The organism is Mycobacterium sp. IDUB_37 (assembly GCF_055419245.1).
In genome coordinates, this window is record NZ_JBVAXG010000002.1 from 655,107 (window position 1) to 670,060 (window position 14,954).

Below are 14,954 nucleotides of genomic sequence, written 5' to 3' on the forward strand. Positions count from 1 at the left end.
GAGCCCGGGTGCGGCGGGTCGGCGCCATGTTGTCGCGTCGATCGCAAGCGCGGCGGAGCCGGGTGCGGCGGGTCGGCGCCATGTTGTCGCGTCGATCGCAAGCGCGGCGGAGCCGGGTGCGGCGGGTCGGCGCCATGTTTCCGCGTCGATCGCAAGCGCGGCGGAGCCGGGTGCGGCGGGTCGGCGCCATGTTGCCGCGTCGAGGGCCCGCGCCGATGAACCCCACCTGGTGCCGTTGGGGTCGGTCCGTAGCCGCGTATCCGCCTAACGAACCGACGTAATTCGGAGCGAATCCCGCCGACGGGGGTCAGCGAGAACCGGCGGGCGCAGTGCATTGTTAGCCGAACATATCTCAGGTTGTTTGCTGGTTAAACTCATAGAATTGCTGGTCAAGCTGCTTGTTTTACACGAGTCTAAGGATTCTATGGCAATACTGCCGAGCTGGGATTAATTCATGATAACGTTCCGTGATCATATCGTGATGGTTTATTAATTAGTTAGTTATTGCGAACTAAGTAAACGTCACGACGTGATTACATATGCATCCGATATAAATTCGTTATCTATGTTATCGAAGGATCACACATGGCTTACGTGCTGGCAACACCGGCAGTGATGGCATCGGCAGCAACCGACATTACAGGAATCGATTCGACCGTCCGCGCAGCCAATGCTGCAGCGGCGGCGGCAACGACGAGAGTTGCAGCGGCCGCGGCAGACGAAGTCTCGGCGGCGATCGTCGGGTTGTTCAACGCGAATGCGCAGGAGTACCAAACTCTCAGCGCGCAGGTTGGGGCGTTCCAGTCTCGGTTCGTGGGCGCCCTGAACGGTGCGGCAGAGTCGTTTGCGAACGCTGAGGCTGCTAACGCGACGCTGGTGCGTAGTGTCGTGCAGGACCTCTTCAACGGTGCAGGTCAAGCAGTAGGTACGGGTGCGGATCCGCGCCCCGCGTCGGCCGAAGCCACCACTGCGAGCGCCGGAGAGAATTCCGCCGCGGCATCTCCAACGACGCCCGGCGGGGCGGCGCCCGCCGCCGAAGCCGGCGCGACGGTCGGCGGCGCGACATCGGACACCGCTGCAAGCGGCGCCGCCACCGCGTTGAAGACCACCGCGACGACGTCTTCTACGACCAGTAGCGCGGCCGCAGCAACCGGATCCTCGGAACTAGCCTCGGCCACGACGAGCGGGGCGAGCGCGCTGTCGGCGAACTCTGCGGGTGCCGGCAGCAACGGCCTGGAGGCGACCTACAGCGTGGGCTCGCAGTGGGACAAGGGCTTCGTCGCCAATTACACAATCACCAATTCTGGTACCACACCGATGTCCAATTGGCAGCTGCAATTCCAGCTGCCTGCGAATGAATCTATTTCGAATGCCTGGGGCGCCCAGCTGGCGCAGAACGGCAATCAATACACCCTTACTCCGCAGAGCTATAACAGCACCATTGCGCCTGGCGACTCCGTTACGGTCGGCTTTCAAGGAGCGCATAGCGGTAGCTACGGGGCGCCGACGGATGTGCTGTTGAACGGCCAGCCCGCCGGAGGGGGGTCAACCACCCCGCCACCGACCACACCACCAACGACGCCACCCACCACACCACCAACGACGCCACCCACGACGCCGCCGGTTGTACCCCCTCCGGTCACCGGGGCGTCCGGACTGGAAGTCGCGTATTCGCCGTCCTCGCAGTGGAATAGCGGCTACACCGCGAACTACACCATCACCAACACCGGAACCACCCCGATGACCAACTGGAAGCTGGAGTTCGAGTTACCTCAAAACACGCACGTCACCAACGCGTGGAGTGGTCAGCTCACCCAGTCGGGCACCCACTACACCATCACTCCGCAGAGCTACAACGGCACGATCGCGCCCGGCGATTCCGTCTCCATCGGCTTCCAGGCAGCCCACAACGGCACCTACTCGGCGCCGACCGACGTGCTGATCAACGGCCATCCCGCGACAGGTGGCCCGACGAACCCGCCCACCAACCCACCGACGAACCCGCCCGCCAACCCACCGACGAACCCGCCCGCCAACCCACCGACGAATCCGCCGACCAACCCACCGGTGACTCCGCCGGTAACACCACCGGTGACTCCGCCGGCGACCGGCTCGGGCCTGACCGCGACTTATTCGACGCCGTCGCAGTGGGAGGGCGGCTACGTCGCCAACTACACGATCACGAACACGGGCACCACTCCGATTACCAACTGGCAGTTGCAGTTTGACCTGCCTAGCAACGCGACGATCGGCAATGCGTGGAGTTCTACGCTGGCTCACACCGGCTCGGAGTACACCCTGACCCCGGCCAGCTACAACGCGACGATCGCACCCGGCGACTCGATCACGATCGGATACCAGGTCTCACAGACGGGCGCCTACGCGCCGCCGACCGACCTGACGATCAACGGACACCCGGTCACCGTCAACCCGCCCACGAACCCGCCGACGAACCCGCCGACGAATCCACCCACCAACCCGCCGACGAACCCGCCGGCCGGTACCACGGTCATCTCGAGCCAGTACGGGACGACCACGGTCAACGGTGGCTACGTGGTGCAGAACAACGCGTGGAACAACCCGGGCGGGTCGATCATCGCCGTCGACCCGACCGGCGGCTTCACCATCACCCAGATGAACGGCTCGGCGCCGACCAATGGTGCTCCGTTGGGCTACCCGTCGATCTTCGAGGGCGTGCACTACGGCACTTCGTCGACCGGCACCAACCTGCCTATCCGGCTCAACACCATCGACACGGCGATGACCACCATCGACTACAACTACAACACCACCAGCAACAGCATCTACAACGCTTCCTACGACATCTGGCTGGATTCGACCTACACCACCACCGGGGTCAATGACCACGAGATCATGATCTGGTTCAACCACCAGGGCCCGATCCAGCCGGTGGGATCGCCCACCGGCGACGTCACGGTCGCAGGCAAGCAGTTCACGCTGTGGAGCGGCAGCAACGGACAGAACACGGTGACTTCCTATGTCGCGAAGCAGCCGATCGAGATGTGGACCTTCGACGCGATGGACTTCATCGACCACACCGACAGCATCAATACGCTGCCTGTCAACGACAACTGGTACCTGACCAGCATCCAAGCCGGATTCGAGCCGTGGCGAGGCGGCGTGGGTCTAGGGATCGATTCGTTCTCCGCCGACGTCACGACGCTGTCGAACCCGCCGACTACTCCCCCCACCACACCCCCGCCGACCGGTGGAACGTTGATCTCCAGTCAGTACGGGACGGTGACGACGGGCGATGGGTATGTGGTGCAGAACAACGCCTGGAACAACCCGGGCGGTCAGACCGTAACCGTCAGCCCGACCGGTGGGTTCACCATCACCCAGATGAACGGGTCGGCTTCGACCCACGGTGCTCCGCTGGGCTACCCGTCGATCTTCGAGGGCGTGCACTACGGAACCACGTCGCCGGGCACCAACCTGCCCATTCAGCTCAACCAGATTGACACGGCGATGACGAGCATCGACTACAACTACGTGCAGACCGGAGTGTGGAACGCGTCCTACGACATCTGGCTGGACTCCAGCTACACCACCACCGGCAACAATGATCACGAGATCATGATCTGGTTCAACCACCAGGGCCCGATCCAGCCCGTGGGTTCGCCCACCGGCAACGTCAACGTTGCGGGGAAGAACTTCACGCTCTGGAGTGGTAGCAACGGTTCGAACACCGTGACGTCCTACGTCGCGACCCAGCCGATCGAAGTGTGGACCTTCGACGCGATGGACTTCATCGACCACACGGACAGCATCAACACCCTGCCGGTCAACCAGAACTGGTACCTGACCAGCATCCAAGCGGGCTTCGAGCCGTGGCAGGGCGGTGTGGGCCTTGGGGTTGAGTCCTTCTCCGCCAATGTGACGACCTAACAGGTCGGCGCGAGCGCTAGGTTCATCCGAGACGCAGCGGGTCGGCACCGAAACTGGTGCCGGCCCGCTGTGCATTTGGTGGTGCTACACGGCGTGCCACACTAGGAGAATGGCTGCGCTGTCGGCGCTGGTGTTCACGTTGAGCGGGTGGCTCGGGCTGTACCTGCTCGCCCGTGATCCGCGTAAGCCGGTGCTCGCGCTGGCGTCGATCGGGCTCTGTAGTTTTGCGCTGGTGGTGGCCTTGGACGCGGTCCGAACGACCAGCCAGGCGCATGCTCAGCTGCTCAGTCAGGTCGAGGTGTACCTGGTTGGGGTTCCCGGCGTCGCGTGGTTCGCGGTGCTGATCGAGTTGGCGCGCCCGAGTGACAGCCCCCGCGGGCGCACCCGCGAGGTCCTGATGGTGGGGGTTGTCGCCGCACTGACACTGCTCGCCGCTGCGGTGGCGGGCGACGTGAACGGTCCGCTGCGGCTCGGCCACTGGCTGATGTTCGCGGTGATCTCGGTGTCCACACTGGGAGCGATGGCCGCAAAGGTACTCCGGCCCGCGCAGCCGACGTCGGTCACCGGCGCGGTAGTGCTCGCGACGCTGTTCTTCGCGCTGGCCAACGCCATTCTGATTATTCCGCTCGGGCTGGTGCCCAGCTGGCTTGCCTTGGCGTCGACGGGATTCGACGTGATGCTGCTCGGTGTTGCGGTCGCCCTCTGGGACGCCTTCGACGAGGGCCAGGCGCTGCGGGCCGACATGCTGCGGTCGTTCGCCGGCTCGGTGGTGGTGGCAGCGCTGTTCGGTGGCCAGGCCCTGATCGGCTTGGCGCTGACCCGCACCGAGTCGGGTGCTCAGACCGCGCTGACGGTGTTGTTGTTCACCAGTCTGGCGATCGCGATCACGGTGCAGGTACTGGCCGATCCGCTGGCCGGAATTCTGGACCGTCTCGCGTTCTCCAGGTCGCCGGGGCTACGGGCAGACCGCGCGGCGCTGCGTGATGCCGGCGCGGCTTTGCCGCTGCGGTCCGAGGATCCGCTCGTCGACGTCGACGATGCCACGTTCGTTCGACTTACCCGCAGGGCGTTGGGTCACTACGCCGACCTGAGCAAGCTGGTCGCCAGCCCGCTGACCGCGTTGACGGTGATCGACGATCGGCTGGCCGCGCGCGGCGCGCCCGATCAGCCGGTCGAGCGCGCAAACGAGCTCAAGGCGGTGCTCGCCGACGGCATCGCACGGCTCAAGCCGCGCGACGGCGGCGACTTCGGCACCACCGAGGAATGGCGCTACTACAACTCGCTGTACTTCCCGTATGTCGTTGGGGTGCGGGCCTATGCGCAGAACGCCACCGCCGCCGGTCTGGATCCGACCGCCCGCCTAGCATGGCAATGGCTGGTCACCGAGGTCCCGCAGCGTTCGCTGCACAATTGGCAAAACGCGGCGGCTAAGTTGATCGCGGCTGACCTACGCGGGCGGGTCACCGTCTCCAGCGAATAGCCGACGTCCCGCTTGAACGATTACACAGGCCATCCTTGTGGCTCTTGTGTTCGAACACTTAGTTGACAACTACTCGCCTTGAGACGGAGACCGCTATGCCCTCAAAGCTTCCGCCCGCCAAAGTCGTGCGGGCGATTGAAACTGCGCGGCATCACCTCGCCAATCTGCACCGGCGGATGGTCCCACCGCCCGTCGCGATGATGGAGATGGTCGTCGACGGGTGGGCGGCCCAAGCGATCACCACTGCGGCGGAACTCGGTATCGCCGACGCCCTCGCCAACGGGCCGTTGTCGGCCCACGAGTTGGCAACCGCGGTGAACGCCGACGCCGATGCGCTCAGCCGACTGCTGCGGGCACTGATCGGCCGGGGCATTTTCCGGCAGCGTCGTGACGGCCGGTATGACCTGACTCCGCTTGCCGAGACCCTTCGTCGGGACACGGAGGGTTCGATTGCGGGCTGGGCCCGTTGGCTGGGAGCGCCCCAACACCGCGAGCACTGGAGCTACCTTGCCGATGCGATCCGCACCGGCAGGTCCGTGATCCCCCAACTGCGCGGCAAACCCGCGTTCGAATACTTGGCATCGGAGCCCGAACTCGGCGAGATTTTTAACGCGGCGATGACGGACGGATCCGCACGCTCAATCGGACCGGTGATCGCCGCCTACGATTTCAGCCCGTATGCCACCATCGTCGACGTCGGCGGCGGGCACGGACGGCTGTTGGCCGAGGTTCTTGTCTCTGCGCCGCAAGCTCGCGGCATCTTGTTCGACCAACCTCAAGTCGTGGCCGGTGCCTCCGTCGTGCTCGCTGAACACCGGGTGCAGGACCGCACCGAGATTGTCGAAGGGTCGTTCTTCGACTCCGTGCCCGCCGGCGGCGACGCATACATTCTCAAGAGCGTGATTCACGACTGGCCCGATGACGATGCCGTGCGCATCCTGCGAAACGTGCGTGCCGCAGCCGCGGCTGGCAGTCACCTTCTGCTCGTCGAGTTTGTGGTCCCCGACCACCACCGCGAATACGTGGGGAACTGGTTGGACCTCGAAATGCTGATCGCGCTGGACGCGCGTGAGCGCAGCGCGGCCGAGTACGAGCGACTTTTCGACCGTGCCGGTTTTCGGTTGCAACGGGTGGTGGGGACGGCGTCGCCGTTCAGCGTGCTCGAGGCGCAAGCCGTCTAGCGTCCACCTTCACCTGCAGGCGGGAATATCTCGGCAAATTCCCTGGTCATTGTGTGCGTGGCAGTAACTGGCAGTGCCATACGTCGATCTGGCAGTGCAAAAGCGGCACCGTCAAAAGTGTTCGACCCAGAGCCCACCGCACCAAGTCCCAAGGAGTACCGAACATGACTTCCATCTCTGCAACCGGTAGCCGCGTCAGCCGGCCCCTGTCCGACTCGACAGACGCGCTGCTGCGTTTCGCGATGCGTGCGGACGCCACACTGACTGGACTGATGGGTCTTGCCGTCGCTGTCGCCGCCGACCCCGTGTCGCGATTGACCGGGCTGACGTCGGGTCAGGAGTACGGCATGGGCGCATTCTTCGTGCTCTATGGCCTGGTGGTGTTCAGCCTTGCGGCGCTGCCGGACCTGCGACGCGCGGGCATCGGCGTCGTCGCGGCGAACGTCGTCTACACCGTGGCATCGATCGTCGCGGCTGAACTGGTCCCGATGACCGCGGTCGGCGTGGCCGCGACGCTGGCCTCTGGCGTGTACACAGCGTTGTTCGCCGGCCTGCAATACCTGGGAGTGCGCCGCCTGGCCGCGTAGCTCCCCTCCCCGCCGATGCGGGGCGCCTCCGCTCTGCGGCACGCGCCCCGTGTCGGCCTTCTTGCGCTCCGGGCCATCTTCGGCGGATCACTGTGCAGCCTTCCAGGCAAGCTGACGATGGTCGTCAAAGCCTCAAGGGCGAGAATTTGCGACGAAAGTTGGCACACCGAGAGCGAACGGCTGATCAGGATCTAGAGCTTGCGCAGCCTCAGCCGATTGATGGAGTGGTCGGCGTCTTTGCGCAGCACCAGGGTCGCTCGCGGCCGGGTCGGCAAGATGTTCTCCACCAGATTGGGCCGGTTGATCGAGCGCCAGATCTCCTTCGCGGCCACGACTGCCTGCGGGTCCGACAGGGCGGAGTAGTGGTGGAAATGCGATTCCGGGTTGGCGAACGAGGTGCCTCGCATGGCGAGGAACCGCGACACGTACCACTGTTCGATGTCCTCGATCCTGGCGTCCACGTAGAGCGAGAAATCGAACAGGTCCGACACCATCAGCGTCGGACCGGTCTGTAAGACGTTGAGCCCCTCGAGAATCAAGATGTCGGGGTGCCGGACCACGTGTTTGGTTCCGGGAATGATGTCGTAGCGCAGGTGCGAATACACCGGCGCGCACGCGTAGTCCGAACCGGATTTCACCGAGGTGACAAATCGCATCAGGGATCGCCGGTTGTAGCTCTCCGGAAAGCCCTTGCGGTGCATCAGGTTTCGACGTTCGAGTTCAGCATTGGGGTAGAGAAAACCGTCAGTGGTGACCAGGTCGACGCGCCGATGGGGATCCCAGCGGGCCAACAGTGCCTGCAGCACGCGTGCGGTGGTCGATTTACCCACAGCCACGCTGCCCGCGACGCCGATGATGAAGGGCACCGGTCGGTCCGGGTTCTGTTGCGGCTCACCAAGAAATTCCGAGGTGGCGGCGAATAGTCGCTGGCGCGCGGCGACCTGCAGATGGAGGAGCCGAGCCAGCGGAAGGTAGACCTCTTCTACCTCCAACAGATCGATCTGCTCGCCGAGACCGCGCAGGCCGATAAGTTCCTCTTCGGTGAGGGCCAACGGCGTCGCCATGCGAAGCGAACGCCATTGCTTCCGATCGAACTCGACATACGGGCTCGGCTCGCTAAGCCGCGGCATGCTGCCAGTCTTGCAGGAACGTAAACGTGCCTTACGGGTGGGCTGGTCAAAGCGCGATTCGGCCGCAAAACCGTGCTCTCGATAGAATGACGCCCGTGACTGCTGCACCTGACGCCCGTATTGCCTCATCGATCATGTCTGCCCCCCTCGCGGAGGTCGACCCCGATATCGCGGAGCTCCTGGGCAAGGAGCTCGGACGGCAACGGGACACCCTCGAGATGATCGCCTCCGAGAATTTCGTGCCGCGCTCGGTGCTGCAGGCCCAAGGCAGTGTGCTCACCAACAAGTACGCCGAGGGACTCCCCGGTCGGCGTTATTACGGCGGTTGCGAGCACGTCGACGTGGTGGAGAACATTGCCCGCGATCGGGCCAAGGCGCTGTTCGGCGCCGACTTCGCCAACGTGCAGCCACACTCGGGTGCCCAGGCCAATGCGGCGGTGCTGCACGCGCTGATGTCACCGGGGGAGCGGCTGCTGGGCCTGGACCTCGCCAACGGCGGTCACCTCACACACGGCATGCGGCTGAACTTCTCCGGCAAGCTTTACGAGAACGCTTTCTACGGCGTGGATCCGACGACACACCTGATCGACATGGACGTGGTGCGGGCGCAAGCGCTCGAGTTCCGTCCGAAAGTGATCATTGCCGGCTGGTCGGCCTACCCCCGGATCCTGGATTTCGCGGCATTCCGTTCGATCGCAGACGAGATCGACGCCAAGTTGTGGGTAGATATGGCGCACTTCGCGGGTCTGGTCGCCGCAGGGCTGCATCCATCGCCGGTGCCGCACGCGGATGTGGTGTCCACCACTATTCACAAGACTCTTGGTGGCGGCCGCTCCGGGTTGATCGTGGGCAAGCAGGAATACGCGAAGTCGATCAACTCGGCGGTGTTCCCTGGGCAGCAAGGCGGACCGCTGATGCACATCATCGCGGGCAAGGCGGTGGCGCTGAAGATCGCCGGCACGCCGGAGTTCGCCGAGAAGCAGCAGCGGACGGTCTCCGGTGCGCGGATCCTGGCCGATCGACTCCTGGCCGACGACGTCGCCAAGGCGGGCGTTTCGGTGGTGAGCGGCGGCACTGACGTCCACCTGGTGCTGGTCGACCTACGCAACTCGCCGCTGGATGGTCAAGCCGCCGAAGACCTCCTGCATGAGGTCGGAATCACGGTCAACCGCAACGCCGTGCCCAATGACCCGAGGCCGCCGATGGTGACGTCGGGCCTGCGGATCGGAACGCCTGCACTGGCAACCCGCGGCTTCGGCGACGCCGAGTTCGCCGAGGTTGCCGACATCATTGCGCTCGCGCTGGCAGCGGGCACCTCCGCCGACGTGTCGGGCCTTCGCGAGCGGGTGACCAAGTTGGCGCAGGAGTTTCCGCTGTACGACGGCCTTGAGGACTGGAGCCTCGTCGGCCGCTGACGACGGCGAGCGCGCGTAGCGCGCGAGTGAGGAGTGGCGCATTCAGCCCCGCTGACGACGGCGAGCGCGCGTAGCGCGCGAGTGAGGAGTGGCGCATTTGACCCCGCTAGGTCCGCCGAGCAGACGCGGAAGCACCCATTCGGGCACCGAATGAGGTGCTTTGGCGTCTGGTCACGGTAGTGCGACAAGGCCTTCAGGAATTTGAAAGAACCTGTGTCTACAAGTTACAGTTACCTCATGGCACAGAGACCTGTCGCTAATGCGCTGACTCTAGAACTCGAGCCAGTGGTCGAAGCGAATATCGCCCGCCACCTGGCCACTGACAACCTCTGGTTCGCTCACGACTACGTACCGTTCGATCGTGGCGAGAACTACGCATTCCTGGGCGGACGCGACTGGGACGCTTCCCAGGCGACCCTGCCGCGGCCGATCACCGATGCCTGCGAGATCCTGCTGCTGCTCAAGGACAACGTGGCCGCCCACCACCGTGAGTTCGTCGAGCGCTTCATTCTCGAGGACTACTGGGCCCGCTGGCTCGGCCGGTGGACCGCCGAGGAACACCACCACGCCATCGCGTTGCGCCAATACCTCGTGGTGACCCGCGAGGTCGATCCGACCGCCAACGAAGAGGCCCGCGTCCAGTACGTGATGAAGGGCTACCGCGCTGACTCTTACTCTCAGACCGACATGCTGGCGTACATGGCCCTCGAGGAACGCGCCTACGCGACCTTCTGCCGCAACCTGGCTGCGCAGATCGAGGAACCCATCCTGGCCGGGCTGATCGACAAGATCGCCAAGGACGAAGAGCGGCATGAAGAGTTCTTCGCCAACCTGATCGCCCACCTCCTCGACTACAACCGGGACGAGACCATCGAGGCGATTGCCGCCCGCGCGGCCGAGCTCGAGGTCGTCGGCGCCGACATCGACTCCTACGGGGACAAGCGGCAGGCTGTGGCCGAAGCCGGTATTTTCGACGAGGCCCAGCTGCAGCAGGTGATCTCCGAGCGCATTTCCGCATGGGGCTTGGCCGACGAGCCTCGCCTTAAGCAATTCGTCACGGACTGAGCCGAATTCAACGCCCGGACCGGGGGTCTTCCCCGTTCCGATTCGAACTCTTGCGTGTCTCGGTTGTGTCTCGGCGCGCCTGCGCTGCGAGGGCGCGGCGAGCGGGGTAGCGTCGCCTTTGATGGTCAGCGAATTGTTCAGCTGCCAGGGCGGCACCTTCCGTCACTACTACGGCGGGACCGGCCCCGGTCCTGGTGCTGCGGCCCCCGACCGACATTCCTGTGTGGGTCCGCGCGGGTATTCCCCGAGGAGCGCCCCGTGACCCAAACCCGGACGTACGTGCTCGACACCTCTGTGCTGCTGTCCGACCCCTGGGCTTGCAGCCGGTTTGCCGAGCACGAGGTCGTGGTCCCGCTGGTGGTAATCAGCGAACTGGAAGCCAAGCGCCACCACCACGAACTGGGTTGGTTCGCTCGCCAGGCGTTGCGGCTGTTCGACGACCTCCGCCTGGAGCACGGTCGGCTGGACCAGCCCATTCCTGTTGGTACAGAGGGCGGTTCGCTGCACGTCGAGCTCAACCACACCGACCCGTCGGTGCTGCCCTCGGGTTTCCGGACGGATAGCAACGATTCGCGGATCCTGAGCTGCGCCGCCAACCTCGCCGCCGAGGGCAAGCGAGTCACGTTGGTGAGCAAGGACATTCCGCTTCGGGTCAAAGCCGCCGCGATCGGTTTGCCGGCCGACGAGTATCACGCGCAAGACGTCGTGGTCTCCGGATGGTCCGGAATGCGTGAGCTCGAGACAGCCGCCGATGATATCGACGCGCTGTTCGCCGATGGCGAGATCGACTTGGCTGAGGCGCGGGACATGCCGTGTCACACCGGGATTCGGCTACTCGGCGGAAGCTCGCACGCGCTGGGCCGGGTCACCGCGAACAAGCGGGTCCAGTTGGTGCGTGGCGACCGCGAGGTGTTCGGTTTGCGGGGCCGCTCCGCCGAGCAGCGGGTGGCGCTCGACCTGCTGCTCGACGAGTCGGTGGGCATTGTTTCGCTCGGCGGCAAGGCCGGAACCGGGAAGTCGGCGCTAGCGCTGTGCGCGGGCCTGGAAGCGGTTCTGGAGCGCCGCACCCAGCGCAAGGTCGTGGTCTTCCGCCCGCTGTACGCCGTGGGAGGCCAGGAGCTGGGCTATCTGCCCGGCAGCGAGAGCGACAAGATGGGGCCCTGGGCGCAAGCCGTGTTCGACACTCTCGAAGGACTGGCCAGTCCGGCCGTGCTGGAGGAGGTGCAGTCCCGGGGCATGCTCGAGGTACTGCCGCTGACTCACATCCGGGGCCGGTCCTTGCATGACTCCTTCGTTATCGTCGACGAAGCACAGTCGTTGGAGCGCAACGTGCTGCTCACCGTGTTGTCTCGGCTGGGCACCGGGTCGCGCGTGGTGCTGACGCACGACATCGCCCAGCGTGACAACCTGCGGGTCGGGCGCCACGACGGCGTGGCCGCGGTGATCGAGAAACTCAAGGGCCACCCACTGTTCGCCCACATCACGCTGCTGCGCAGCGAGCGGTCGCCGATCGCCGCACTGGTCACCGAGATGCTCGAGGAGATCAGCGGCCCGAACTAGTCGCGACCATCGAGCCGTCGCGATCGTAAGCGCGGCGAAGCCGGGCGCAGCGGGTCGCGACCATCGAGCCGTCGCGATCGTAAGCGCGGCGAAGCCGGGCGCAGCGGGTCGCGACCATTGGACTGAGTGTTTCCCGGCGTGGCAGCCACGCCGGGTAAACTTCACCAGTGCCGAAACGACCCGACAACCAGGCTTGGCGTTACTGGCGCACAGTGTTCGGCGTCGTGGCGGCCGCCGCCGTGCTGGTCATCGGCGGACTGACCGGCCACATCACGCGTGCCGACAATCTCAACTGTTCGGTCGTCAAGTGCGTTGCACTGACGTTCGACGACGGGCCGAGCCCGTACACCGACCGGCTGCTGCAGATCCTGAAGGACAACGACGCGAAAGCCACCTTCTTTGAGATTGGCAACAAGGTGGCGGCCAACCCCGCCGGCGCCCGGCGAGTCGTCGAGGCAGGCATGGAACTCGGCAGCCACACCTGGGAACACCCCAACATGACGGCGATCCCGCCGGAGGACATCGCCGGCCAGTTTTCCCGTGCCAATGACGCCATCACGGCCGCGACGGGCCACACGCCTAACCTCTACCGACCGGCAGGCGGACTCTCCAACCCTGCGGTGCGCGAGACCGCCGGCAAGTTCGGTCTGGCCGAAATCCTCTGGGACGTCATACCTTTCGACTGGGCTAATGATGCGAACACCGGCGCGACGCGGCAACTGCTGATGAGTCAGATCAAGCCGGGTTCGGTGGTGTTGTTCCACGACACCTACTCCAGCACCGTCGACCTGGTGTATCAGTTCATCCCGGTGCTCAAAGCCAACGGCTACCACCTGGTGACGGTCAGTGAACTCCTCGGCCCACGAGCACCCGGCAGCAGTTACGGGAGCCGCGAGAACGGGCCGCCCGTCAACGACCTGCACGACATTCCGAGCGTCCAGATCCCGGCGTTGCCCAACACGCCGTCACCCAAGCCGATGCCGAATTTCCCCATCACCGATATCCCCGGACAGAACTCGGGCGGGCCGAATAACGGTGCCTGAGCGTGAGGTAGGGGCGCCCGAGTCGGCTCTCAAGTTGTCGTTTCAGTACGCAACCGACCTGAGCCTGGCCTACCTCCTCGCCGTCGTCGATGCGGCCGCCATCCTGATCCCGCTGCGCGGCCACACCCCGGGCGTGGCCAGCGCCGATTTCGCCGACAAGAACACCGGTTTTGTGGCGTTCCTGATCATTGTGGCGACAGTCGTCGTCGCGATCGCCGGCACCGTGATCATCGCGCCCACCCTGCGGTGGTACGTCGCCGGCGATGAACCGACCCTCGAACAGCGTGAAGCCACGATGAAACTCGCCGGCCGTCAGTCGCTGCTGCTGGCGTCGGCGTGGGTAGCTTGCGGCGCGCTCCTGATCTCGTTGAACCTCGACGGCGGGCTCGCGCTCATCGTGCCCATTCTGCTCGGCGTGGTGATCGGCGGTGCTGCCGCCGCGGGTACGGGACTACTGCTCGCCCAACGCACCCTGCGGCCCATCATGGTCGTCGCCACCCGGGGGTGCGAGCCGCGTCTTGCGGTGCCCGGGGTGTTCGCGCGAATGGTTCTGCTGTGGTTCCTGTGCAGCGCGCTTCCCATCGGCGTCATCGCGACGTTCGTCGTATTGCGCTCGTACGGGTGGCTCATCGACCGCAACGCGTCGCTGGATGTGCCGGTCTTGGTGGTGTCGTTGGCGGCATTGGTACTCGGTCTGCCGACCATGATCTTGACGTCCCGGTCGATCTCAGATCCGATCGCCGAGGTCGCCGACGCCATGGGCGAGATCGAGCGGGGGCACATCGAGACCTATGTCGGGGTATACGAGCGCTCCCAAATCGGCCGTCTGCAAAGCGGATTCAACCGGATGGTCGCCGGGCTCGAGGAACGCGACCGGTTGCGGGACCTGTTCGGCCGCCACGTCGGAACCGATGTGGCCCGGCGGGCTCTGGAGGAGGGAACCTCGCTGTCCGGCGATGTGGTGGATGCGGCCGTCCTCTACATCGACCTGGTGGGCTCCACCCAGCTCGCCGAAAGCCGTTCGCCGCAAGACGTTGCCGAGATTCTCAACGATTTCTTCCGGATTGTGGTCGGCACCGTCGATGAATATCAGGGCCTGATCAACAAATTCCAGGGTGACGCCGCGTTGGTCATCTTCGGTGCGCCACTGCGCGCGGACCAACCAGCCTCAGCCGCCCTGGCCACGGCTCGTGCGCTGCACAACAAACTGCGCCAGCTGCCAGTGGTGGACTTCGGTATCGGTGTGTCGGCGGGAAGAGTCTTCGCCGGCAACATCGGTGCCGAAAACCGCTATGAATACACGGTGATCGGCGATGCGGTCAACGAGGCCGCGCGCCTGTCCGACCTGGCCAAGACCTCGGACCGGCGAATCCTGTGCTCGAGCGCCGCCATCGATCACGCTGACGACGCCGAGCGCAAGCACTGGGCCGAAAGCTATTCCACCGTGTTACGCGGTCGCTCCGAACCCACGCACGTGTCTGCGCCGGTCGCTGCCGAGACGTAATTTGATGGTCGCGACCCGCTGCGCCCGGCTAAGCCGCGATCGCGACGGCCCGATGGTCGCGACCCGCTGCGCCCGGCTAA

At 65.0% G+C, this 14,954-nt stretch carries 11 protein-coding genes; 9 read left to right on the top strand and 2 right to left on the bottom strand.

Annotated elements, in window-relative coordinates:
• On the bottom strand, nucleotides 1-190 hold a 190-nt coding region (locus tag ACZY1I_RS09660; RefSeq protein WP_463754363.1), incomplete at its 3' end, for a DUF3106 domain-containing protein.
• A gap of 395 nt (nucleotides 191-585) precedes the next feature.
• On the opposite strand from ACZY1I_RS09660, the gene ACZY1I_RS09665 reads away from it, so the two are divergent.
• From ACZY1I_RS09665 to ACZY1I_RS09680, 4 genes are all read left to right on the top strand, one after another.
• The gene (locus tag ACZY1I_RS09665) at nucleotides 586-3,909 is read left to right on the top strand and encodes a GH12 family glycosyl hydrolase domain-containing protein (RefSeq protein ID WP_463754122.1); all 3,324 of its coding nucleotides are present in this window, start codon (nucleotides 586-588) and stop codon (nucleotides 3,907-3,909) included.
• Between the two features lie 109 nt (nucleotides 3,910-4,018).
• Nucleotides 4,019-5,389 (top strand): hypothetical protein, encoded by a 1,371-nt coding sequence (locus ACZY1I_RS09670; protein ID WP_463754123.1) that lies wholly within the window; start codon nucleotides 4,019-4,021, stop codon nucleotides 5,387-5,389.
• Nucleotides 5,390-5,484: 95 nt separating this feature from the next.
• Nucleotides 5,485-6,570: a methyltransferase gene (locus tag ACZY1I_RS09675; RefSeq protein ID WP_463754124.1), complete on the top strand. Its 1,086-nt coding sequence runs from the start codon at nucleotides 5,485-5,487 to the stop codon at nucleotides 6,568-6,570.
• Between the two features lie 164 nt (nucleotides 6,571-6,734).
• The gene (locus tag ACZY1I_RS09680) at nucleotides 6,735-7,157 is read left to right on the top strand and encodes a hypothetical protein (protein WP_463754125.1); all 423 of its coding nucleotides are present in this window, start codon (nucleotides 6,735-6,737) and stop codon (nucleotides 7,155-7,157) included.
• A gap of 191 nt (nucleotides 7,158-7,348) precedes the next feature.
• Here the strand turns inward: ACZY1I_RS09680 and coaA are convergent, their stop codons facing one another.
• A complete protein-coding gene (coaA, locus tag ACZY1I_RS09685; protein WP_463754126.1) occupies nucleotides 7,349-8,287 on the bottom strand; it encodes a type I pantothenate kinase in 939 nt (312 codons plus the stop codon).
• A gap of 134 nt (nucleotides 8,288-8,421) precedes the next feature.
• Here coaA and glyA point away from each other — a divergent pair, with 134 nt between their 5' ends.
• The 5 genes from glyA to ACZY1I_RS09710 all read left to right on the top strand — a co-directional run bounded on the left by glyA (nucleotide 8,422) and on the right by ACZY1I_RS09710 (nucleotide 14,874).
• Nucleotides 8,422-9,702, top strand: a complete 1,281-nt coding sequence (gene glyA / locus ACZY1I_RS09690) for a serine hydroxymethyltransferase (protein ID WP_463754364.1) — start codon at nucleotides 8,422-8,424, stop codon at nucleotides 9,700-9,702.
• A gap of 237 nt (nucleotides 9,703-9,939) precedes the next feature.
• Nucleotides 9,940-10,767, top strand: coding sequence for an acyl-ACP desaturase (locus ACZY1I_RS09695; protein ID WP_463754127.1), 828 nt, complete (start codon nucleotides 9,940-9,942; stop codon nucleotides 10,765-10,767).
• A gap of 258 nt (nucleotides 10,768-11,025) precedes the next feature.
• Nucleotides 11,026-12,327 carry a PhoH family protein gene (locus ACZY1I_RS09700; protein ID WP_463754128.1) on the top strand — a complete coding sequence of 434 codons (1,302 nt, stop codon included), beginning with the start codon at nucleotides 11,026-11,028 and terminating at the stop codon, nucleotides 12,325-12,327.
• Nucleotides 12,328-12,494: 167 nt separating this feature from the next.
• Nucleotides 12,495-13,370, top strand: coding sequence for a polysaccharide deacetylase family protein (locus ACZY1I_RS09705; RefSeq protein WP_463754129.1), 876 nt, complete (start codon nucleotides 12,495-12,497; stop codon nucleotides 13,368-13,370).
• Nucleotides 13,371-13,428: 58 nt separating this feature from the next.
• Complete coding sequence (locus ACZY1I_RS09710; RefSeq protein ID WP_463754365.1) at nucleotides 13,429-14,874, top strand: adenylate/guanylate cyclase domain-containing protein; 1,446 nt, start codon at nucleotides 13,429-13,431, stop codon at nucleotides 14,872-14,874.
• Nucleotides 14,875-14,954 lie beyond the last annotated feature (80 nt).